This is a genomic window from Paraburkholderia aspalathi (assembly GCF_900116445.1).
In the GTDB taxonomy this organism is placed as follows: Bacteria; Pseudomonadota; Gammaproteobacteria; order Burkholderiales; family Burkholderiaceae; genus Paraburkholderia; species Paraburkholderia aspalathi.
Window position 1 is genome coordinate 94621 of the sequence record NZ_FPBH01000020.1, and the last position, 19784, is coordinate 114404.

General features: G+C 61.5%; 17 protein-coding genes and 3 tRNA genes. 5 read left to right on the forward strand and 15 right to left on the reverse strand.

The features are described 5' to 3' along the window. Positions 1 to 408 precede the first annotated feature (408 nt). Positions 409 to 1101: a hypothetical protein gene (locus BM438_RS26985; RefSeq protein ID WP_143131759.1), complete on the forward strand. Its 693-nt coding sequence runs from the start codon at positions 409 to 411 to the stop codon at positions 1099 to 1101. A gap of 145 nt (positions 1102 to 1246) precedes the next feature. Here the strand turns inward: BM438_RS26985 and BM438_RS26990 are convergent. The 5 genes from BM438_RS26990 to uvrC all read right to left on the reverse strand — a co-directional run bounded on the left by BM438_RS26990 (position 1247) and on the right by uvrC (position 4838). Then, positions 1247 to 1320: transfer RNA gene (locus BM438_RS26990), tRNA-Cys, on the reverse strand. A 104-nt stretch (positions 1321 to 1424) separates the two neighbouring features. After that, positions 1425 to 1500, reverse strand: a tRNA-Gly gene (locus tag BM438_RS26995). Between the two features lie 62 nt (positions 1501 to 1562). Then, positions 1563 to 1638 (reverse strand) — tRNA-Gly (locus BM438_RS27000). Between the two features lie 215 nt (positions 1639 to 1853). Then, positions 1854 to 2447 carry a CDP-diacylglycerol--glycerol-3-phosphate 3-phosphatidyltransferase gene (gene pgsA, locus BM438_RS27005; RefSeq protein ID WP_054036235.1) on the reverse strand — a complete coding sequence of 198 codons (594 nt, stop codon included), beginning with the start codon at positions 2445 to 2447 and terminating at the stop codon, positions 1854 to 1856. 198 nt (positions 2448 to 2645) lie between these two features. Continuing rightward, entirely contained in the window at positions 2646 to 4838 is a 2193-nt protein-coding gene (gene uvrC, locus BM438_RS27010; RefSeq protein WP_093640433.1) for an excinuclease ABC subunit UvrC, read from the reverse strand. Positions 4839 to 5095: 257 nt separating this feature from the next. Between uvrC and earP the strand changes: the two genes are divergently transcribed. The 4 genes from earP (at position 5096) to BM438_RS27030 (ending at position 9315) form a co-directional block, all read left to right on the forward strand. Further along, positions 5096 to 6298 carry an elongation factor P maturation arginine rhamnosyltransferase EarP gene (gene earP, locus BM438_RS27015; RefSeq protein ID WP_093640436.1) on the forward strand — a complete coding sequence of 401 codons (1203 nt, stop codon included), beginning with the start codon at positions 5096 to 5098 and terminating at the stop codon, positions 6296 to 6298. A gap of 278 nt (positions 6299 to 6576) precedes the next feature. Further along, positions 6577 to 7134: an elongation factor P gene (efp, locus tag BM438_RS27020; protein WP_093640439.1), complete on the forward strand. Its 558-nt coding sequence runs from the start codon at positions 6577 to 6579 to the stop codon at positions 7132 to 7134. Positions 7135 to 7418: 284 nt separating this feature from the next. Next, a complete protein-coding gene (locus BM438_RS27025; protein ID WP_093640442.1) occupies positions 7419 to 7625 on the forward strand; it encodes a CsbD family protein in 207 nt (68 codons plus the stop codon). 307 nt (positions 7626 to 7932) lie between these two features. Continuing rightward, entirely contained in the window at positions 7933 to 9315 is a 1383-nt protein-coding gene (locus BM438_RS27030) for a sigma-54-dependent transcriptional regulator (protein WP_093640444.1), read from the forward strand. 139 nt (positions 9316 to 9454) lie between these two features. On the opposite strand, the gene nagZ is transcribed toward BM438_RS27030, so the two are convergent. The 10 genes from nagZ to BM438_RS27080 all read right to left on the reverse strand — a co-directional run bounded on the left by nagZ (position 9455) and on the right by BM438_RS27080 (position 19752). Then, positions 9455 to 10483: a beta-N-acetylhexosaminidase gene (gene nagZ / locus BM438_RS27035; protein WP_093640447.1), complete on the reverse strand. Its 1029-nt coding sequence runs from the start codon at positions 10481 to 10483 to the stop codon at positions 9455 to 9457. Between the two features lie 68 nt (positions 10484 to 10551). Then, positions 10552 to 10995, reverse strand: a complete 444-nt coding sequence (gene acpS / locus BM438_RS27040) for a holo-ACP synthase (protein WP_093640449.1) — start codon at positions 10993 to 10995, stop codon at positions 10552 to 10554. A gap of 16 nt (positions 10996 to 11011) precedes the next feature. Beyond that, positions 11012 to 11776 (reverse strand): pyridoxine 5'-phosphate synthase, encoded by a 765-nt coding sequence (gene pdxJ / locus BM438_RS27045; RefSeq protein ID WP_093640452.1) that lies wholly within the window; start codon positions 11774 to 11776, stop codon positions 11012 to 11014. After that, positions 11773 to 12705, reverse strand: coding sequence for a DNA repair protein RecO (recO, locus tag BM438_RS27050; RefSeq protein WP_093640455.1), 933 nt, complete (start codon positions 12703 to 12705; stop codon positions 11773 to 11775). The genes pdxJ and recO overlap by 4 nt, the downstream gene beginning before the upstream one ends. Further along, entirely contained in the window at positions 12692 to 13591 is a 900-nt protein-coding gene (gene era / locus BM438_RS27055; RefSeq protein ID WP_093640457.1) for a GTPase Era, read from the reverse strand. Before era ends, recO begins: the two co-directional genes overlap by 14 nt. A 55-nt stretch (positions 13592 to 13646) precedes the next feature. Then, the gene (gene rnc / locus BM438_RS27060) at positions 13647 to 14894 is read right to left on the reverse strand and encodes a ribonuclease III (protein ID WP_093640460.1); all 1248 of its coding nucleotides are present in this window, start codon (positions 14892 to 14894) and stop codon (positions 13647 to 13649) included. A 175-nt stretch (positions 14895 to 15069) separates the two neighbouring features. Next, positions 15070 to 15963: a signal peptidase I gene (lepB, locus tag BM438_RS27065; RefSeq protein ID WP_054036224.1), complete on the reverse strand. Its 894-nt coding sequence runs from the start codon at positions 15961 to 15963 to the stop codon at positions 15070 to 15072. 18 nt (positions 15964 to 15981) lie between these two features. Then, entirely contained in the window at positions 15982 to 17775 is a 1794-nt protein-coding gene (gene lepA, locus BM438_RS27070; RefSeq protein ID WP_093640463.1) for a translation elongation factor 4, read from the reverse strand. Between the two features lie 193 nt (positions 17776 to 17968). Continuing rightward, positions 17969 to 18244: a glutaredoxin family protein gene (locus BM438_RS27075; RefSeq protein ID WP_093640466.1), complete on the reverse strand. Its 276-nt coding sequence runs from the start codon at positions 18242 to 18244 to the stop codon at positions 17969 to 17971. Beyond that, on the reverse strand, positions 18241 to 19752 hold the full coding sequence (locus BM438_RS27080; protein WP_093640469.1) for a DegQ family serine endoprotease: 1512 nt from the start codon (positions 19750 to 19752) through the stop codon (positions 18241 to 18243). The genes BM438_RS27075 and BM438_RS27080 overlap by 4 nt, the downstream gene beginning before the upstream one ends. Between the last annotated feature and the right edge of the window lie 32 nt (positions 19753 to 19784).

A 19784-nucleotide genomic window follows, 5' to 3' on the forward strand; every position in this document is an offset into this window, starting at 1 on the left:
CTTTATTCCGGACTCTAAAAAAACCTGGAATAAAATTGAAAGACAAAACAACAGAAATGAAAGACACAGATGACCGGTCACGGCTAACCGATAACAGTCGCGATGGCATGGACCTCTCAGGCTTGCTTGTATTGAGTCACTGCCCTCTTCGTGAATACAGACCGCACGATTCGAGAACGACCCCTCGCTGAATGCAGCCCGTCTTCGACGACGCTTTAATGTCACCGTGCGCTAAAGTTAACCGCGGATCTGTCGTTAAGAATATCGCAGACGCACGATCCATTTGACTTCCTCTATTCGACTTTCTGCGATACCGCAGGACTTCGCCGAAACGACGGGTGGGAAGGCCATATGGCTTACGAGCGCTGAAATCTTAATTACACGCTAACTCGGAAGCTGATCCCCTAAATGAACCTGAGAAACCTCTTTTTATTGCTGTCTATCGCAGCGTTGGCGGGATGCGCGACGACGCCGCCCATGTCGGTAACGAAGCAGGAGCAGCATGAACTTGGGCCGGTAGCCGGTGCGCTATTCATTCCCCAGAATAGCTTGTTGGTGACAGTAACGCCGACCAACGCCGGTGGCGCAGGCCTGCTCGGCGCGCTGATTGTAGCGGGCATCGATGCGGCCCGCCGATCCTCGGCAGAAAGCGCCGCCGCTCCGATGTTTGAGCAACTGCACGATTATGACTTCCGCGCCGTCATGAAGCAGGCGTCCAACGACGCAGTCGGCTCGCTCGAGACCATCAAGTTTGCAGCGCCACTCAATGTCGAGACTGTCAACTCGAGCACGCAGAAAAGAATCGTCTTTGACAATGCTTCAGCAAGCGCAGTCATGTTCGTCGATGTCGGCTACCAGTTGCAGTCTGGAAACCTTTATGTGTCCGCTAATGTCGTGATGTATCCGAAGTCCGACAACTTGCGGCAGTTCAGGAATAAACCGAACGATTCCGACCCGCTCAATTCCGGTAATGCCATATACCGGAAAACGTTCAACTACGCGAAGTTGAATGTGTCTGCTACCGACATCAAGCAGGGTTTGACGGAAGGGGCGAACAACATCGCATCCCAGCTCGCGGCCGATCTGAATCATCCCATTTGATTTGAAGTAGCGGTTGTTCGGCTGCGTGGTGCAACACGGTAAGCGCTGATGCCGGACACCGAAACGCGCCAGGTTGATTTCGGCGACAACGTCGCCGAAAAAAGAAAAGCCCCGACAAGTCGGGGCTTTTCTTTACATCAACTACTGGAGGCGCGAGCCGGAGTCGAACCGGCCTAAACGGCTTTGCAGGCCGCTGCATAACCGCTTTGCTATCGCGCCGCAAGCGGACTGGAATCTAGCTGCAGATTCTCAGATTTGTCTGGCGGGCGACCGTAAGGACTGACCCACCAAACAAAAAGGGAAGCGTTGCTTCCCCTTATGTATGGAGCGGGAGACGAGGCTCGAACTCGCGACCTCAACCTTGGCAAGGTTGCGCTCTACCAACTGAGCTACTCCCGCATTGCCCTACTTCACAACGCCTTGCACTTTTACTGCGCCAAACAACGCGTTGCTTCAAAATTTGGAGCGGGAGACGAGGCTCGAACTCGCGACCTCAACCTTGGCAAGGTTGCGCTCTACCAACTGAGCTACTCCCGCAATGTGCTGCTAACTTCTGCCTTGTTACTGCAACTACTCTCTTACTGCCACCGCGCTTCAAACTGCGTGCATCGGAGAAACGAGATTATGGAGAAACGACTGAAACGTGTCAACCCCTTTTGCGAATGTCTTTAACGGAAAAGATTTCACTCATGCTTGACCAACGTTCGGGCACGCTTCAGCCGCTCCGGCATCGCGCCCCGAACGTTTTCCAATCAGGCGACGCCACTCCGTTCGCGGATCTGCGGCCACGCGAGTTTCATGTAATAGAGCATCGACCAGATCGTCAGGAACGCGGCCAGATAGATCAGCCACAGGCCCCACACGCGCGTATCGACAGACACCCCGCCACCGAACGGCAACGGCCCGTAGAACAGCAGCATCGGAATCGCGACCATCTGGCACACCGTCTTGAACTTGCCGAGCGAATTCACCGCGACACTCTTCGATGCGCCGATCTGCGCCATCCATTCACGCAACGCCGAGATGGCGATCTCGCGCCCGACGATCACCAGCGCGATCGCCGAATCGATCCGTGCGAGTTGCACGAGCACCAGCAACGCAGCCGTCACCATCAGCTTGTCGGCGACCGGATCGAGAAACGCGCCGAACGCCGAGGTCTGATTCCATTTGCGGGCCAGAAAGCCGTCGAACCAGTCGGTGAGCGCCGCCAGAATGAAAATCGTCGCGGCGGCCAGATTGCGGTGCGCCGGGCTCATCATCATGTCGGGCAAATAGAACACGCCGACGACGAGCGGAATCAGGACGATCCGCAGCCAAGTCAGGAAAATCGGGAAATTAAACGGCATGGGCAGGCGCAGCGTCTGACAAGGGAGATGCAATTGTGCCGTGTCACAGGGCCTGCCACAAGCAAAGCGGCGCGCGGGGCCTGGCAGGCGCCGCGCCGGAGCACCGTTTGTCGGACACTTATCAGCCGCTTGCTGAGCGCTTCTGCGCGACCCATTGGCCGCACGTTGCCCGTCTGGGGCAGCGTGGCGTACTACAGATCAGTGCAATTGCCGATAGATCTGCTCAGCAAGCGCCTGCGAAATTCCTTCGACGCTAGCCAGATCCTCGACACTGGCCGCAACCACCCCACGCAGCCCGCCGAAGCGCGCCAATAGCCTCTGACGCCGCTTCGCGCCTACCCCTTCGAGCTCTTCGAGCCGAGAGGTCTGGCGAGTCTTGCCGCGCTTCGCGCGCATGCCGGTAATCGCAAAGCGGTGCGCCTCGTCACGAATTTGCGCGACCAGCATCAGCGCCGCGCTTTCCTTGCCAAGTTCGAGCGCAGCACGGCCGTCCGCGAAAATTAAGGTCTCGAGACCGACCTTGCGTCCCTCGCCCTTGGCGACACCGACCAGCATGCCGGTATCGAGACCCAGTTCGGTAAACACCTGGCGCGCGATTTCAACCTGACCCTTGCCACCGTCGATCAACACAATGGTGGGCAGGATGCCGCCGGCCGCAGCCGGTTCCGCGGCATCCGCTGCGAGCGACGGGTCCGCAGCCGCGTCGCTTTGCAATTCGGCGGCTTCGTCCGCGGCGTTCGCAGCCGCCTGCGCGACCATCTTTTCGTAGCGACGCGTCAGCACCTGACGCATTGCCGCGTAGTCGTCACCGGGCGTAATGCCGGTGATGTTGTAGCGCCGGTATTCGGACGACTGCATCTTGTGATGGTGATACACCACGCACGACGCCTGCGTCGCCTCGCCCATCGTGTGGCTAATGTCGAAGCACTCGATACGCAGATGCGCGAGGTCATCGCATTCCATGCCGAGCGTGTCGGTGAGCGCGCGCGTACGGGCCTGCTGCGAGCCTTGTTCCGAGAGCAGGCGTGCGAGCGCGAGCCGCGCGTTCTGCTCGGCCATTGCGAGCCATGCGCGCCTTTGACCTTGCGGCTGGCGCAGCACCGTCACCTTGTGGCCGGCCTGTTCGATCAGCACGTCGACCAGTTCGCGCGTAGACGGAGCATGGCTGACCACGAGCACCGGCGGGACGCGATTGCCGATGTAGTGCTGCGCGATGAACGCCTCCAGCACTTCAGATTCGATCCCGCCGACGGTTGCACGGCCTTTGCGTGGCGCCGAAGGCTCGACTTCGGACTCGATCTCATCGCCCTCTTCACCTTCAGCCTCGACAGCAGCATCGGCCTCGTCGTCGTCATCTTCGGACGGCATCTGCCCGGCGATTGCGAGCGCGTCAGCTGCATCGGACGATGCGTTCATGCTGTTCGCGGTCTCGTCAGACACCAGGTCAGCATCGACCAGCAGTTCATCGTCGCCGCCTTGTTCAAGCCCGCCCTCGCCGACCGTCAATGCGCTTTCCACGTGCGACGGAAAATACGCCTTGTCGCCCAGATGCCGCCCGCCGCGCACCATCGCGAGATTCACGCACACGCGCCCACCGAGCGCGACCACCGCGAGAATATCCACATCGCTATCGCCGCCGACTTCAATCGCCTGCTGATGCAGCACCGTCGACAGCGAACTCATCTGATTGCGCACCGCCGCGGCCTGCTCGAACTTCAGCTCGCTCGCGAACGCGTGCATCTTCTGCTCGAGCTCCTTCATTACCTCGCCCTGCCGGCCGAGCAGAAAGCGCGACGCATTGGCGACATCGCGCGCGTAATCTTCTTCGCTAATCGCCGCGACGCACGGCGCCGTGCAGCGGCCGATCTGATGCAGCAGACACGGCCGCGTGCGGTTGTTGAACACGGAGTCCTCGCACGTGCGCAACTGGAAGACGCGCTGCAGGATCTGGATGCTTTCGCGCACCGCCCAGGCACTCGGGAACGGCCCGAAGTACTGGTTCTTGCGATCCACCGAGCCGCGGTAGTACGCCATGCGCGGAAACTTGTGACCGGTCAGCTTGAGATAGGGATACGACTTGTCGTCGCGAAACAGGATGTTGTAACGCGGCGCCAGCGCCTTGATCAGGTTGTTTTCGAGCAGCAGCGCTTCGGCCTCGGAACGCGTGACGGTCGTCTCGATGCGCGCAATGCGCGTCACCATCATCGCGATGCGCGGCGACAGTTGCGTCTTCGTGAAGTAGCTCGAGACGCGCTTCTTGAGATCGCGCGCCTTGCCCACGTAAAGCACCGTGCCCTGCGTATCGTAATAGCGATAGACGCCGGGCAGATGCGGCAATTGGGCGAGCACTTTTTTCGGCTCGAAAACGTCAGTTGCTTCGGGTTCGGTCATGCAGAATCGGTTGGCTGGGACAGTGTCGCAAAGCCTCTGCCTACACGCGGCGCGCTGAGTGCTCACTGAGGCGCGGAACCGCGGGCGAGTGCTTTAGAATCGCCAGTTTAGAGCATTCCGCGTGCGTTCGAACCCTGCTGCATCGAATGGTGTGATGCTCCAGGAGAAGGCGGCGGCTGAAGCCGCTTGCGCCACCCGCCAGCAAGACCCTGCCGAACCCGACCGCGCCACCTGTTCCACTCTGCGACCACGCCACCATGTCCTCCGCTTCCTCCGTTAGGCCCGTTTCCGAACAACCCGCGGCCGCGCCCACAGGGATTGCCTGCGACATCTTCTGCGCGGTCATCGACAATTTCGGCGACATCGGCGTGTGCTGGCGTCTCGCGCGCCAGTTGGCGAGTGAGCACGGCTGGCAGGTGCGTGTGTTCGTCGACGATCTGCATGCGTTCCAGAAACTGTGCCCGTCGCTGGTGCTGGATCGCGCGTGCCAGGCAGTCGGCGGCATCATCGTCGAGCACTGGCACGAGCCGGCCCACGCGGGCGATACGCTCGAAGTGGCTGACGTCGTGATCGAGGCATTCGGCTGCGAGTTGCCGCCGATCTACGTCGCCGCAATGGCGCGGCGCGAGCGAGCGCCGGTCTGGTTCAACCTCGAATACCTGAGCGCCGAAGACTGGGTCGCGGATTTCCATCTGCGGCCGTCGCCGCATCCACGCTACCCGCTGACCAAGACCTTCTTTTTCCCGGGACTCGGCCTTGGCACCGGCGGCGTACTCAAGGAGCGGCATCTAGACGCCGCACGCGCGGCCTTCGAGGCCTCGCAACCGGAGCGCGAAGCGTGGTGGCTGAAGACCACCGGCCGTGCGCCGCCCCCGCCCACGGCCACAGTCGTCTCGCTGTTCGCCTACGAAAACCCCGCCATCGACAGCCTGCTCGAACAATGGCGCGACAGCGCCGAACCGGTCGTTCTGCTGGTGCCGGAAGGGCGCATTTCGGGCGCGGTCGCGCGCTTTTTCGGGTTGCCGGCATTCGCTGCCGGTTCGCACGCCGAGCGCGGCAGCCTCAGCGTTCACGCGCTCGCTTTCACCGAGCAACCGGGTTACGACACGCTCCTGTGGGCCAGCGACGTCAATTTCGTGCGCGGCGAAGATTCGTTCGTGCGCGCCCAATGGGCCGCCAAACCCTTTGTCTGGCACATCTACCCCCAGGCCGACGACGCCCATCTGCCGAAGCTCGATGCCGCGCTCGCCCACTACGCCCGCACCCTGCCCACCGAGGCGCGGGACGCCCTCGCGCGCTTCTGGCACGCATGGAACGGCGCGGGCCGGCCGGACTGGGCGGAATTCCAGCGCCACCGCGCGGCGCTGAAGCAGCGCGCGGCCGAATGGTCCGGCGAACTGGTCCAGGTGGGCGACCTCGCCGGAAATCTGGCCTTGTTCGCAAAAACTCAGTTAAAATAAGCGGTTATCCAACGGCCGACGGCGCAAGCGCGGCCCGACCGTGGCGAGGTTTGGCAAACTCGTTTGACCAATTCATCCGGCAGACTCGTCTTGCAAATTCGTCTGGCAAATTCGCCCGGATAACGGAGCAAGACTCAAGGGCCAGACTCAGGGACCAAACTCAGGGGCTAGACCCACGGGCCAGACCAATTCGCAAGGCAAACCCGGCAGGCCAATCCGCTTGCGCCGTATGCCGTTGAGCAAAAGTTGAAGCTACTTATTTCGTACAGGACAGTTTTATGAAGACCGCACAGGAACTCCGCACCGGCAACGTAGTCATGATCGGCGCAGACGCGATGGTCGTGCAAAAGGCCGAATACAACAAATCGGGCCGCAACTCCGCCGTCGTCAAGATGAAGTTCAAGAACCTGCTGAGTGGCGCAGGCATGGAAAGCGTGTACAAGGCTGACGACAAGTTCGACGTCGTCGTGCTGGAACGCAAGGAAGTCACGTACTCGTACTTCGCTGACCCGATGTACGTGTTCATGGACGCCGACTACAACCAGTTCGAAGTCGAAGGTGAAATGATGGGCGACGCCCTCCATTACCTCGAAGACGGCATGGCTTGCGAAGTCGTTTTCTACAACGAGAAAGCCATTTCCGTCGAACTGCCGACCACGCTGGTCCGTGAAATCATCTACACGGAACCGGCAGTCAAGGGCGATACGTCGTCGGGCAAGGTGTTGAAGAACGCCAAGCTGACCACCGGTTTCGAACTGCAAGTGCCGCTCTTCTGCAACATCGGCGACAAGATCGAAATCGACACGCGTACGCACGAGTACCGCAGCCGCGCCTAAGCGCCTGCAGCCTGAATCCCGCGGCGGAGCAAGTCCGGCGCGGCGAAAAATAATTGGCAAGAAAAAAGCGCCCACTTTGGGCGCTTTTTCTTTTTTGCGCCGCCGTGTATGGTTGTGGAAATCTTTACCGGCCCTTTCTCAAAAATGCCTGTCCGTTGTGCTTTCCTTCCTATCTTGCGTCAAATAAACCATTGATAAGCTTAAGTAATTGTCTGTGGCACAGTCCATGCTTCTCTCCGATAGAGGCCAGTAAGGCTTGATTCCCTCAACTCCGGAGATGCGACATGAATCACGACATCGCTGAAGGCAAGTGGAAGCAAATGGTCGGCAGGGCCAAGACAGCATGGGGTGAATTGACGGACGATGAATTGACCAAGGCAGAAGGCCGGGTCGACAAATTGGCCGGCCTGATCCAGGAACGCTACGGTAAGACTCGCCAGCAAGCGGAACTCGAGGTACGGCGTTTCTTCGACAGCCATCGGGATTTCTGACCGGTCGAATGAAGAAAATACAGGTGCCCCTCCACGCGTCACAACGCGTCAGGGCGGGCATCCACTGAAAAGCAAAGGACCAGAACTACGTGAGTCGAATCGCCCCAGATCCGCTTGCAGGCCGTGTTCCGCGGCTTGCGCTGCGCCCATGCCAATCGGGCTGCGGCTATCCCGCCGTCCCGGCAGGCGCTGCCCATGCGGTCCGGCATTCGACCGACAGTACCGGCCAGCCATCGCGCCCGTGTCGCGCGCCAGAGCACCGGCGCGGCGTATCGGGTATTCCGTCCATCCAAAAATAGCGCTCGCCATGCCACACGCCCTGATTGTTGAAGACGATCCCAATAGCCTGTCAGGCCTGTCCGCCATCCTCGCCGCCGACGGCTTCTCTGTCGACACCGCGACCACCATCGCCGAGGCCCGGGCCGCATTGACGCGCTTCATCCCCGATGTCGTGCTGGTCGACCTGAATCTGCCGGACGGCAGCGGGCTCGACGTGTTGCAGCACCTGCCCGCGCATCCACCCGGCGGCGCCCTGCCCGTGATCGTGATGACCGGCAACGCGACGGTCGAGAGCGCGATCGAGGGTCTGCGGCACGGCATCTGGGACTATCTGCTTAAACCGGTCAATATCCCGCGCCTGCGCAGCCTGCTCGCCCGGATTCCGCGTCCGTACGAGCTGACCGAAGAAGTCCAGACGCTACGCGCGTCGCTGCGCCGACTCGGTCGTTTCGGCTCGCTACTCGGCCGCAGCGGTGCGATCCAGCATGTCTACGACACGATCGAACATATCGCGCCGACCGAAGCCGCTGTGCTGATTTCCGGCGAAGCCGGCACGGGCAAGCAGCTTGCCGCGCGCACGCTGCACGACATGAGCCGGCGCCGCAAAGGACCGTTCATCACGTTCGACTGCCGGACGGCGGCCAGCGTCGCGGCGCACCGCTCGCTCGACAGCGTGCTGTTCGGCCACGAACGCGGCGCGTTCAGCGGTGCCGAACAGCGCGAGCCGGGCCTGTTCGAGCAGGCCAGTGGCGGTACGCTGTTCATCGACGAAATCGCCGAACTGCCGCGCGCCCAGCAGGAAGCGCTGCTGCGTGCACTCGATTCGCAGACCTTCATGCGAGTCGGCGGCACGAATCAGGTGGCGACAGACTTCCGGCTGATCGCCTCGACGCGCAAAAACCCGCGCGCGGCGGTCGCCGACGGCAGCCTGCACGAAGACTTGGCGTTACGTCTCGAAGCGGCCGCGATATCGCTGCCGCCGTTGCGCGAGCGCGGCGACGATCCGACGCTGATCGCGCAAGCCGTTGTCGACGAGTTGAATCACGAAGCGATCACGCGCGGCACCTCGGAAACGGCCAAGCAGGTCGGACCCAACTTCCTGCGCGAGTGCCTCTCGTACGAGTGGCCGGGCAATGTGCGCGAGTTGCAGGATCGCGTGCGCCGCGCGTATCACGCATCGGGCGACGTCCTGGAATCGTTGCGCGCCGATGAAGCGGGCTCGGTAAACGGGCGCGATCTGAACGGCAGCCGCGTGCAGGTCACCGTCGGCACGCCCCTCGCGGACGTCGAGGAAATGCTGATTCGCGCCACGCTCGATGCGGTCGGCGGCACGCGCCATCGCGCGGCGTCGTTGCTGGGGATCAGTCCGAAGACGCTGTACAACAAGCTGCAACGGATGCGTTTGAACTGACCGGGTGAGGCCGGCTTTGCGGCAGGCCTCGCTTGAATGGAAAAACGGCGCCTGAAAGAGGCGCCGTTTTTTTGTTCGATGCAACCGCTTGAGTTGTAGATCTGCTCTCTATCAGTTGCAAGCGGCTGCTATCGATTGCTCAAGCAAACGCACTGCGCAACAAAGTTTGCGCTTGCAGATACTGCGGCTCGGCGACCAGCTTGCTCCACTTGAGCGCCTTGCCGCGCGGCCGCATGCGCTTGAGCCGCTGCTGCGACTCCTTCGACGGCGTGAAGCGCAGCGCGTCCAGCACCTTCTCCGCTTCGTCCGGCTGATTGCAGATCAGCACCATGTCGCAACCGGCCTGCAGTGCGGCGGTCGCGCCTTCCGTCAGCGTGCCGCCCTGGCGCGCGGCTTCCATCGAAAGGTCGTCGCTGAAGACCGCGCCTTCGAAACGCAATTTCTTGCGCAGGATGTCCTGCAGCCAGACACGCGAAAAACCCGCCGGCTTCGAGTCGACCTGCGGATAAACAACATGGGCGGGCAGCACCGCCCCGAGCGACACATCGAGCCAGTCGTACGGCGCCGCGTCCTCGCGCAGGATTTCATCGAGCGAACGGTCGTCGACCGGCATCGCGACGTGGGAGTCCGCGTGCGCGAAGCCGTGTCCTGGGAAATGTTTGCCGCAATTGCTCATGCCGGCCAACGCAAGGCCGTGACTGAGGCTCTTCGCCAGCAAGGTCACGACGCGCGGGTCGCGATGAAACGAGCGATCGCCGATCACCTGCGACTGGCCGTAATTCAGATCGAGCACCGGCGTAAAACTCATATCGATGCCGCATGCGCGCAACTCAGACGCGAGAATGTAGCCCACTGCAGTCGTCACCTTCGTGGCGTGCAGCACGTCGCTGTCCCACAGCGTGCCAAGCTTGCCCATGGCCGGCAACACCGTGAAGCCGTCGGTGCGAAAGCGCTGCACGCGGCCACCTTCGTGGTCGACGGCAATCAGCAGATCGTCGCGAATCGCGCGAATCGAATCGGTGAGCGCGATCAATTGTGCGCGGCTCTCGTAATGCCGGGTGAACAGGATCACGCCGCCGGTCATAGGATGGGCAAGGCGGCGTTTGTCGTCGTGGTTCAGCCTTGTGCCGACCACGTCGAGCATTACCGGTCCGGGAGTGAGTTTCATCGAATTCCGCTAGAAAAAGCTTGAAGCAAAGAGAGACACGGCCGACGTGCACCGCGTTCAGAATATTTTTATTCGTCGCTGGCGGGTGCGTGGGGGGCCTCCGGCGTTCGCGCCACATCCCCGGTTTCCGCAATCACAAACGACACCGCGTAATCGCGTTCGTCGCTAATCGTCACGCGCGCCGTGATGCCGCGCGCGTCGAGCCATTCGGCCAGTTCGCCCGATGCCACCACCATCGGCTCGCCGCTCGGCTTGTTGAGCGTTTGCAGCGCGCGCCAGGTCATCGGCCAACGCATGCCGAGGCCGATCGCTTTTGAGAAGGCTTCTTTCGCCGAGAACCGCGTGGCGAGAAATGCGAGTCCGCGCGCCGCCGACCGCGCGTGACGCGCGTGATACACGCGCAGCTCGTCCGGGCCGAGCACCTTCTCGGCGAAGCGGCCGTTGGTGCGTGTCATCACCGCGGCCACGCGGCTGACCTGAACGATATCCGTACCGATGCCGTAGATCGTCATGTTCGGCGCCGCGGCGTTACGCGCTTGCGCCGAGACGGGCGGCGACCATGATCGCCTTCATCTCGCGCACGGCGTTGTCCCACCCGGCGAAGATCGCATGCGCGACGATCGCGTGACCGATATTCAATTCGACGATGCCTTCGATCGCGGCGATCTGCTGAACGTTGGTGTAGTGCAGGCCATGACCCGCATTGACCTTGATGCCGAGCGTCGCGCCGAATTCGACGGCACGCACCACGCGCTCATATTCGCGCTGCTGTTCGGCGGGATCGTGCGCTTCGGCATAGCGGCCCGTGTGCAGCTCGATCACCGGCGCGCCCGCTTCGTGCGCGGCGCGGATTTGCGTTTCGTCCGGATCGATGAAGAGCGACACGCGCGAGCTCGCTTCGGCGAGTTGCTTGCATGCGGCGCGCACGGCTTCGAACTGGCCAGCGACGTCGAGGCCGCCTTCAGTCGTCAGTTCCTGGCGCTTTTCTGGCACGAGGCAAGTGTCGTGCGGCTGCACTTCGCACGCGATGTCGAGCATCTCTTGCGTAACCGCGCATTCCAGATTCATGCGTGTTTTCAGGAGCGGCCGCAGCTTGCGCACGTCGGCGTCGACGATATGGCGGCGGTCTTCACGCAGATGCAGCGTGATCACATCAGCGCCGGCCTCTTCGGCCATCAACGCGGCGCGGATCGGATCGGGGTAAGACGTGCCGCGCGCGTTGCGCAGCGTGGCGACGTGATCGATGTTCACGCCCAGGTCAATCACGTTCGGCGACGTAAGAAAGAAGCTCATAAGTTCTGCAAGTCGATCAGTATCTGGCGCGTCGCGAGCGGCGTGCCGCCAAGGTAAGTGTTGAGCAGAAAGCGCATCAGCGTTTTGCTTTGCGCCACAGTCTGCGCTCGATGGTAATCGTCCTTTTCCATATCGAGCAAGGTCTGTCCAGCGATCACCGGCCATTGCGCGGGCAGATCGTCCGATGCTTCACGCACGCCGCGTTCCGGATCGAACACGTAGCGGCCTTCGGCCTGCACCGCTTTGCGCGCAACGGTGCGATCGAGCGCCATCGCATAACCGGTTTCCCGCAGCAGCACGCGTTCGAACGAACGCAGCACCTGCACGGGCGGTTCGTCATGCGCGAGGCGCGTCATCGTGACGACGTAATGATGGAACAGTTGCGGATGCGGGTCTTCGCGCGCGCAGAACTTGACCAGCAGTTCGTTGACATAGAAACCGCAGAGCAGCGCGTCGCCCGCCAAAGGCAACATGCCGCCGACCCACTCTGCGCCGGTCAATGTGCGCACTTCGGATTTGCCGGTCCACGACAAGGCGAGCGGCTGGAACGTCTGCAGCACGCCGCGCAAAGCGGAGTGCGGACGCTTCGCGCCCTTTGCGACGAGCGCAAGACGGCCGTGATCGCGCGACAGCACGTCAATGATCAGGCTGGTCTCACGATACGGATAACTGTGCAGGACAAAAGCGGGTTGCTCAGCGATCCGGTAATCGGACGCGGAGGTGCGAGGCGCGCGGCGCGCCGGCGCTTTGCGCGGCTCGCCTTCGGCGCCTTGAGCGCCGCTTTGAGCACCCTGAGCGCTTTTGGCGCTCGATGAGGATTTTTTGGTACTGCGAGCCGGTTTGGACGGCTCGCGTGCCGGCGCTGCCGGCGCCGAGTCGTCCGGGTCAGCGTCGGAATTCAGCGTCATCCACGCGTCATTCGTACCCATACGCACGGAGTCCGGCTTCGTTGTCAGCCCAGCCGCTCTTCACCTTGATGAAGGTTTCCAGATACACCGGGCCGTCGAACAGCTTTTCCATATCAAGGCGCGCTTCGGTGCTGATCTGCTTCAGCTTGGCGCCCTTCTGGCCGATGATCATCGCTTTTTGCGTATCGCGCTCCACCAGGATGGTCGCGAAAATGCGGCGCAGACGCCCCTCGGTTTCGAACTTGTCGATCAGCACGGTGCTCGTGTACGGCAGTTCGTCGCCGGTCCAGCGGAACACTTTTTCGCGCAGGATTTCGGCGGCAAGAAAGCGCTCGCTACGATCGGTCAGATCGTCTTCGCCGTAAATCGGTGCACCCTCCGGCAGGAACGGCTTGATCGTCTCCAGCAAACGCTTGATGTCGTCCGAATTCTTCGCCGACAGCGGCACGATCTCGTTGAACTGACGCAGCGCACTCACCTGCTGCATGAACGGATACAGCGAGTCCTTATCCGACACGCGATCGAGCTTGTTCGCGATCAGCAGCGTGGGTACCGACGGCGGAATCAGGTCGAGCACCTTCTGATCATCCGGGCCGAAGCGGCCGGCTTCGATCACGAACAGAATCGCGTCGACCGAACTCAGCGTGGACGTGACCGCGCGGTTGAGCGAACGGTTCAGCGCGCCGCTGTGCTTGGTCTGGAAACCCGGCGTGTCGACGAAGATGTACTGCGCGTCTTCAAACGTATGAATGCCTGTGATGCGGTGGCGAGTGGTCTGCGCCTTGCGCGACGTGATACTGACTTTCTGGCCGACCAGCGCATTCATCAGCGTGGATTTGCCAACGTTCGGGCGGCCGACGATCGCGACCATGCCGCAGCGAAAACCAGTGGGAGTGGGAGCGTTCATATTCGGGCTACGGCAGGTTCAGATCGACGCGCGGGGAATGGCGCGCCGATGGAAATCAATGGCCCGCATCGGCGACGCGGGTTTGCACCGCGTCGGCTACGCCGGGTTCGTGTTCGATAGGTGCCGGCACGCCAGGCGTGGGCACGGCTGCGCCGGGTGTGGTTTCACGGCTGCGGTGTTTGTCGGCGCTGCGGGAGACGGCTTCTGGCTTGGCTTCGGCGCCCTTTGCATCTGCGGGCTTGGCTTCAGCAGCCTTTGCGTCTACGGGCTTCCCGGCTTCGGATCTGATTTCAGCAGATTTGGCGTCGGGCTTGTCGGCTGCCGCTTTGTCAGCAGACCTGTCAGCTCTCTCAGCGCGCTCCGACTTGTCCTGCCCGCTGTACTCCACGTGCGCGGCGCGAATCACGGCCAGCGGCGCGGACGTCGCAGTCAGGGTCGGCCGTTCGGCTGCAGACTCCGCCGCCGGCGCCGTGCGGGTTTCACCCCGCCCAGTCCCGCGTTCGCTCTTGCGATCCGGGCTGCGCAAATCGAGCGCGGCCTGTACACCGGTCACGCCGGGCACGACCTCCTGCTCGGCATTCTTCGCGGCACGGGCGCCCTTTGAACGCTTTGGCTTGGCGACCACGGCGGGCGCGGCGGCCATGACTTCGTCGAGCGCCTTCTTGGCCGCGGCCTGCTCGGCCGCACGGCGGCTCGCACCGGAGCCGGACACCTTAACGTCCAGTTTCGGCACCGTGCACTCGACTTCAAATTGCTGATTGTGCGCCGCACCATGCGTCGCGACGACCGTGTAGGTTGGCAACGCGATCTTGTGGCCCTGCAGATACTCCTGCAGCAGCGTCTTGGCGTCCTTGCCGAGCGTGCGCGGGTCGATGTGATCGAGAATCGGCACGTAAAGGCGCTTGATGACCGTCTGGGCGGCATCGAACCCGCCGTCGAGGAACACCGCGCCCAGCACGGCTTCGAGCGTGTCAGCCAGGATCGACGGACGGCGGAAGCCGCCGCTGCGCAGTTCGCCCTCACCGAGACGCAAGCCTTCAGAGATATTAAGGGCCTGAGCGATTTCGTAAAGCGACTGCTGTTTGACCAAATTGGCGCGGACGCGCGACAGGTCGCCTTCGTCCAGTTTGCCGAAACGTTGGAACAAAAGCGCAGCCACCGCGCAATTTAGAACGGAGTCGCCGAGAAACTCGAGCCGTTCGTTGTGCGTGGAGCTATGACTGCGGTGCGTTAAAGCCTGGCGCAACAATTCCGCATTGCGAAATTCGTAGCGCAGACGGCTTTCCAACGGAGATAGGGGCATGGGCAGAGTATAACGCGGGCGCCTGCCCCGGCGAAAACGCGGGACGGCCAGCGGAAAAAGCGTGGTGAAGCGACGTTACCGCAGATTCTTAAAGTAGCGTGATAACACGCCGCGACTGATGTGGCCTAAGTGTGGGCCACCCGCGCGGCGTGTTGTGCGATCAGGACATGCGTGCTCAGTGGAATGAGCCGATGCGTTTCAGATCGCTGAAGTTCATCCAGATGAAAAACGCGCGACCGACGATATTTTTATCCGGCGCAAAACCCCAATAGCGGCTGTCCGCGCTGTTATCGCGGTTGTCGCCCATCATGAAGTAATTGCCAGGCGGCACTTTGCAGATCACGCCGCGTGCGTTGTACGTGCAGTTATCGCGATACGGATAATCTTCCGCGCCGACGATGAACGGCGGCACGGCCGGGTTGTTCAGAATCGCGTTCTTGCGGCCGTCGAGATTTTCTTCGAACTGCTTGGCGTAGCCGAGGCGCTCTTCGTCGAGGTAGTCAGGCAGCGGCGTTTCTGGCACCGGCTTGCCGTTGATCGTCAGTTGCTTGTCCTGATAAGCAACGGTGTCGCCCGGCAGACCGATCACGCGCTTGATGTAGTCGACCGATTCGTCTTTCGGATAGCGGAACACCACCACGTCGCCACGCTCGAGCGGACGGCCTTCGGTGATCTTCGTGTTGGTGATCGGCAGACGGATGCCGTAGTCGAATTTATTGACGAGGATGAAGTCGCCCACCAGCAGCGTCGGCACCATCGAGCCCGAAGGAATCTTGAACGGCTCGACCACGAACGAGCGCACCACGAACACCACCAGAATCACCGGGAAAAAGCTCGCCGAATACTCGAGCCACCACGGTTGACGCAGCTTGTCGTCACGCAGACGGGCACGCGTTTGCGCCGCGTTTTCGTCGGCGAAACGCTCGCCGACGCGCGCCTGCTGGCGGTCGAACTCGGCGACCACGGCTTCCGCCGCGCGCCGCCGTTGCGGCATGAAAACCAGTTTGTCTGCGACCCATGCGACGCCCGTCAAAATGACGAGCACAAAAAGAATCAGCGCAAAATTCATAGGGTTCCGTTGTTCGTCTTATTTGTCTTCGACACGCAGAATCGCGAGGAAAGCCTCTTGCGGAATCTCGACGGACCCGACCTGCTTCATTCGCTTCTTGCCTGCCTTTTGCTTTTCCAGCAGTTTCTTCTTACGGCTTATATCGCCGCCGTAGCATTTTGCCAGCACGTTCTTACGCAAGGCTTTAATGTTCTCGCGCGCAATAATGTTCGAGCCGATGGTGGCCTGAATCGCCACGTCGTACATCTGGCGCGGAATCAGTTCACGCATTTTCGCCGCGACTTCACGGCCGCGATACTGGCTTTGCGAACGGTGCACGATCACGGACAAGGCGTCCACCTTGTCGCCGTTGATCAGCATGTCGACCTTCACGACGTCGGCCGCGCGATATTCCTTGAACTCGTAATCCATCGACGCGTAGCCGCGCGAGATGGACTTCAGACGATCGAAGAAATCGAGCACGACTTCGCCCATTGGGATTTCGTAGGTCAACTGCACCTGACGGCCGTGGTACTGCATGTTGATCTGGTTGCCGCGCTTTTGCGTACACAGCGTGATCACCGAGCCGACGTAGTCTTGCGGCATGTACAGATTCACGGTGACGATCGGCTCGCGCACTTCTTCGATCTTCGAGGGCTCCGGCATCTTGGCCGGGTTTTCGACCATGAGGATCGTGCCATCGCGCTGCAGAACTTCGTACACCACGGTCGGCGCCGTGGTGATCAGGTCCATGTCGAACTCGCGCTCGAGACGCTCCTGCACGATCTCCATGTGCAGCAAGCCGAGGAAGCCGCAACGGAAACCGAAGCCGAGCGCCTGCGACACTTCCGGCTCGTACATCAGCGAGGCGTCGTTCAGCTTCAGCTTTTCCAGCGAGTCGCGCAGCGCATCATACTGGTTCGCTTCGACCGGATAGAGACCGGCGAACACCTGCGGCTTCACTTCCTTGAAGCCCGGCAGCGGTTCGGCAGCAGGACGGTTCAACAGCGTGACGGTGTCCCCCACCTTCGCAGCGGCCAATTCCTTGATGCCGGCGATGATGAAACCCACCTGCCCCGCCGACAGCGATTCGAGGTTCTTCGACTTCGGCGTAAACACGCCGATATGCTCGACCGGATACTGCGCGCCGGTCGCCATCATTCGGATCTTGTCTTTCGGGCGCAGCGTGCCGTTGACGATACGCACCAGCATCACGACGCCCACGTAGTTATCGAACCACGAGTCGATGATCAACGCCTGCAGCGGTGCTTCCGGATCGCCCTTGGGCGGCGGCACTTTAGCGACCAGTGCTTCGAGTACGTCTTCCACGCCGAGGCCGGTCTTCGCGCTGCAACGCGTCGCATCGGTTGCGTCGATACCGATCACGTCTTCGATTTCTTCGATCGCGTTCTCGGGATTCGCGGCCGGCAGGTCGATCTTGTTGAGCACCGGAATGACGTCGACGCCAAGTTCGATCGCCGTGTAGCAGTTGGCGACGGTTTGCGCTTCCACGCCCTGGCTTGCGTCGACGACCAGCAATGCGCCTTCACATGCGGACAGCGAGCGGCTGACTTCGTACGAGAAGTCGACGTGGCCCGGCGTGTCGATCATGTTCAGGTTGTAAATCTGCCCGTCACGGGCTTTGTACGTCAGTGCAGCGGTTTGTGCCTTGATGGTGATACCGCGCTCGCGCTCGAGATCCATCGAGTCGAGCACTTGAGATTCCATCTCGCGGTCGGACAAGCCACCGCAGATCTGGATGATGCGATCAGCGAGAGTCGACTTGCCATGGTCGATGTGCGCAATGATCGAGAAGTTACGAATATGATCCATTCAGTGCCGATCAAGCAAAAAAGGCGCGCTCGGACAATAGCGGAGCACGCCTTGTAAGTAGGTGAAAAACCTATCTATTTTAGCCGAAAAGGCTATCGCCCGGCGCATCTTGCAAGGCTCGGGCGGAAAAGACGGCTTAGGAGAGACGTGAAACGGGGTGTGAACAGCGCACGTTCGCGCCTGTTTTGGACCCTTAACCGGATCCCGAATGGGTCACTGCAACGCGTGCAGCAAGCGCGGCACGAACCCGCGCCACGTCAAGGTGATAGTGACACAGTTCGACGCCGTCACAGACCAGAACCGGAACCAGCTCGTTATAACGGGCTTCCAGCAAAGGATCCGTGTCGACGTCGATCACGACGACTTGCGCAGCGAATTCGGCCAGCAACGGCTCGAGCGCGGCGCGCATGTCGTCGCATAAGTGGCACCACGCGCGCCCGTAGAGCGTGAGTGGCGCCATTGACTTCATTTCTGGGCGCGCGGGCGAATCGGCACGAACTGCGTGTTCTCGCCGCGACGGACCAGCAACGCAACCATCTTCTGCGGGTCGAGGTGCGCTGTCAGCTCGTCGAACTGCTTCGCGCTCGTGATATCCGTATCGCCCACACGCAGGACGATGTCGCCCTTTTGCAGTCCAACGCGCACGGCCGGGCCGTCTACCGCGTCGATCTGCACACCGTTGCGCAGCTTCAGCGCCTTCATCTGGTCGGCGGGGATATCGCTAACGGCAAGACCCAACACGTTCGTGGCGCGCTGCTTCGGCACCGGCGGCTTCTTATCATCCGCCTTGGTGGTCTTGTCCGGCTGCATCTCGGCAATCGTGACAGGCAGATCGCGCGTCTGACCCTTGCGCCAGATCGTAATGGTCGACTTGGTGCCCGGCTTCGTATCGCCGACCATACGCGGCAAGTCCGTTGCCGTATCGACCGAATGGCCATTGAACTTCAGGATGATGTCGCCCGGCTGCACGCCGGCTTTATCTGCCGGGCCACCCGGTTCGACGCTGCTGACCAGCGCGCCCTGCGCCTTCGGCAAACCAAGCGAATCGGCAACATCTTTAGTGACTTCACCGATCGCCACCGCGATCCGGCCGCGCACGACCTTGCCCGATGCCTTCAGCTGATCGGCCACACGCATCGCCTCGTCGATCGGAATCGCGAACGAGATGCCCATGAAGCCGCCCGTACGGCTGTAAATCTGCGAATTGATGCCGATCACTTCGCCCTGCATATTGATCAGCGGACCGCCCGAATTACCCGGATTGACGGCCACGTCAGTCTGAATGAACGGCAGATAATCGCCCGTATCGCGCCCCTTGGCGCTGACGATACCGGCCGTCACCGTGTTCTCGAGACCGAACGGCGAACCGATCGCGACCACCCACTCGCCCACCCGCACCTTGTTCGAATCACCGATCGTGATGGTCGGCAAGTTGGCCGCGCTGATCTTCACGACGGCAACATCGGTCCGATCGTCCACGCCGATCAGTTTGGCTTTGAACTCGCGCTTGTCGGTGAGAGTGACGTAAATGGTGTCCGCGTCGTCCACGACGTGCGCGTTGGTCATCACGTAGCCGTCCGCCGACAGAATGAAGCCTGAGCCGACGCCGCTGTTCTGTTCGGGATCGCTGTTATCCGGCGAGTCCTGGTTGCCGCCACTGCCGCTGCCACCGTTATCGCCACCGCGCGGCGAACCCGGCGACTGTGGCGACTGCGGCAACGGGATGCCGAAGAAGCGCCGGAAAAACTCCGACATGTCGCCGTCGTCCATGCCTGGCGGCAACCCGCCGCGGGCACCGCTGGTCGACACGCGCGTGGTCGTGCGAATGTTGACGACTGCCGGGCCGACCTTGTCGACGAGGTCAGTAAAGTCGGGCAGATTGGCTGCGGGAGCGGCCGATGCCGTGTGCGGCACGAGCGGCAAACACGCCGCTACCACCGCGGCCGCGAGGAATTTGCGCACCGAGAAAGTCGTCATATCGTAGCAAGCCGAGGGATTCGTGTGATTCG

Coding starts and splice junctions, on each gene's coding strand:
- BM438_RS26985 (WP_143131759.1), top strand. CDS start 409: ATGAACCTGAGAAACCTCTTTTTATTGCTGTCTATCGCAGCGTTGGCG.
- pgsA (WP_054036235.1), bottom strand. CDS start 2,447: ATGCCGTTTAATTTCCCGATTTTCCTGACTTGGCTGCGGATCGTCCTG.
- uvrC (WP_093640433.1), bottom strand. CDS start 4,838: ATGACCGAACCCGAAGCAACTGACGTTTTCGAGCCGAAAAAAGTGCTC.
- earP (WP_093640436.1), top strand. CDS start 5,096: ATGTCCTCCGCTTCCTCCGTTAGGCCCGTTTCCGAACAACCCGCGGCC.
- efp (WP_093640439.1), top strand. CDS start 6,577: ATGAAGACCGCACAGGAACTCCGCACCGGCAACGTAGTCATGATCGGC.
- BM438_RS27025 (WP_093640442.1), top strand. CDS start 7,419: ATGAATCACGACATCGCTGAAGGCAAGTGGAAGCAAATGGTCGGCAGG.
- BM438_RS27030 (WP_093640444.1), top strand. CDS start 7,933: ATGCCACACGCCCTGATTGTTGAAGACGATCCCAATAGCCTGTCAGGC.
- nagZ (WP_093640447.1), bottom strand. CDS start 10,483: ATGAAACTCACTCCCGGACCGGTAATGCTCGACGTGGTCGGCACAAGG.
- acpS (WP_093640449.1), bottom strand. CDS start 10,995: ATGACGATCTACGGCATCGGTACGGATATCGTTCAGGTCAGCCGCGTG.
- pdxJ (WP_093640452.1), bottom strand. CDS start 11,776: ATGAGCTTCTTTCTTACGTCGCCGAACGTGATTGACCTGGGCGTGAAC.
- recO (WP_093640455.1), bottom strand. CDS start 12,705: ATGGGTACGAATGACGCGTGGATGACGCTGAATTCCGACGCTGACCCG.
- era (WP_093640457.1), bottom strand. CDS start 13,591: ATGAACGCTCCCACTCCCACTGGTTTTCGCTGCGGCATGGTCGCGATC.
- rnc (WP_093640460.1), bottom strand. CDS start 14,894: ATGCCCCTATCTCCGTTGGAAAGCCGTCTGCGCTACGAATTTCGCAAT.
- lepB (WP_054036224.1), bottom strand. CDS start 15,963: ATGAATTTTGCGCTGATTCTTTTTGTGCTCGTCATTTTGACGGGCGTC.
- lepA (WP_093640463.1), bottom strand. CDS start 17,775: ATGGATCATATTCGTAACTTCTCGATCATTGCGCACATCGACCATGGC.
- BM438_RS27075 (WP_093640466.1), bottom strand. CDS start 18,244: ATGAAGTCAATGGCGCCACTCACGCTCTACGGGCGCGCGTGGTGCCAC.
- BM438_RS27080 (WP_093640469.1), bottom strand. CDS start 19,752: ATGACGACTTTCTCGGTGCGCAAATTCCTCGCGGCCGCGGTGGTAGCG.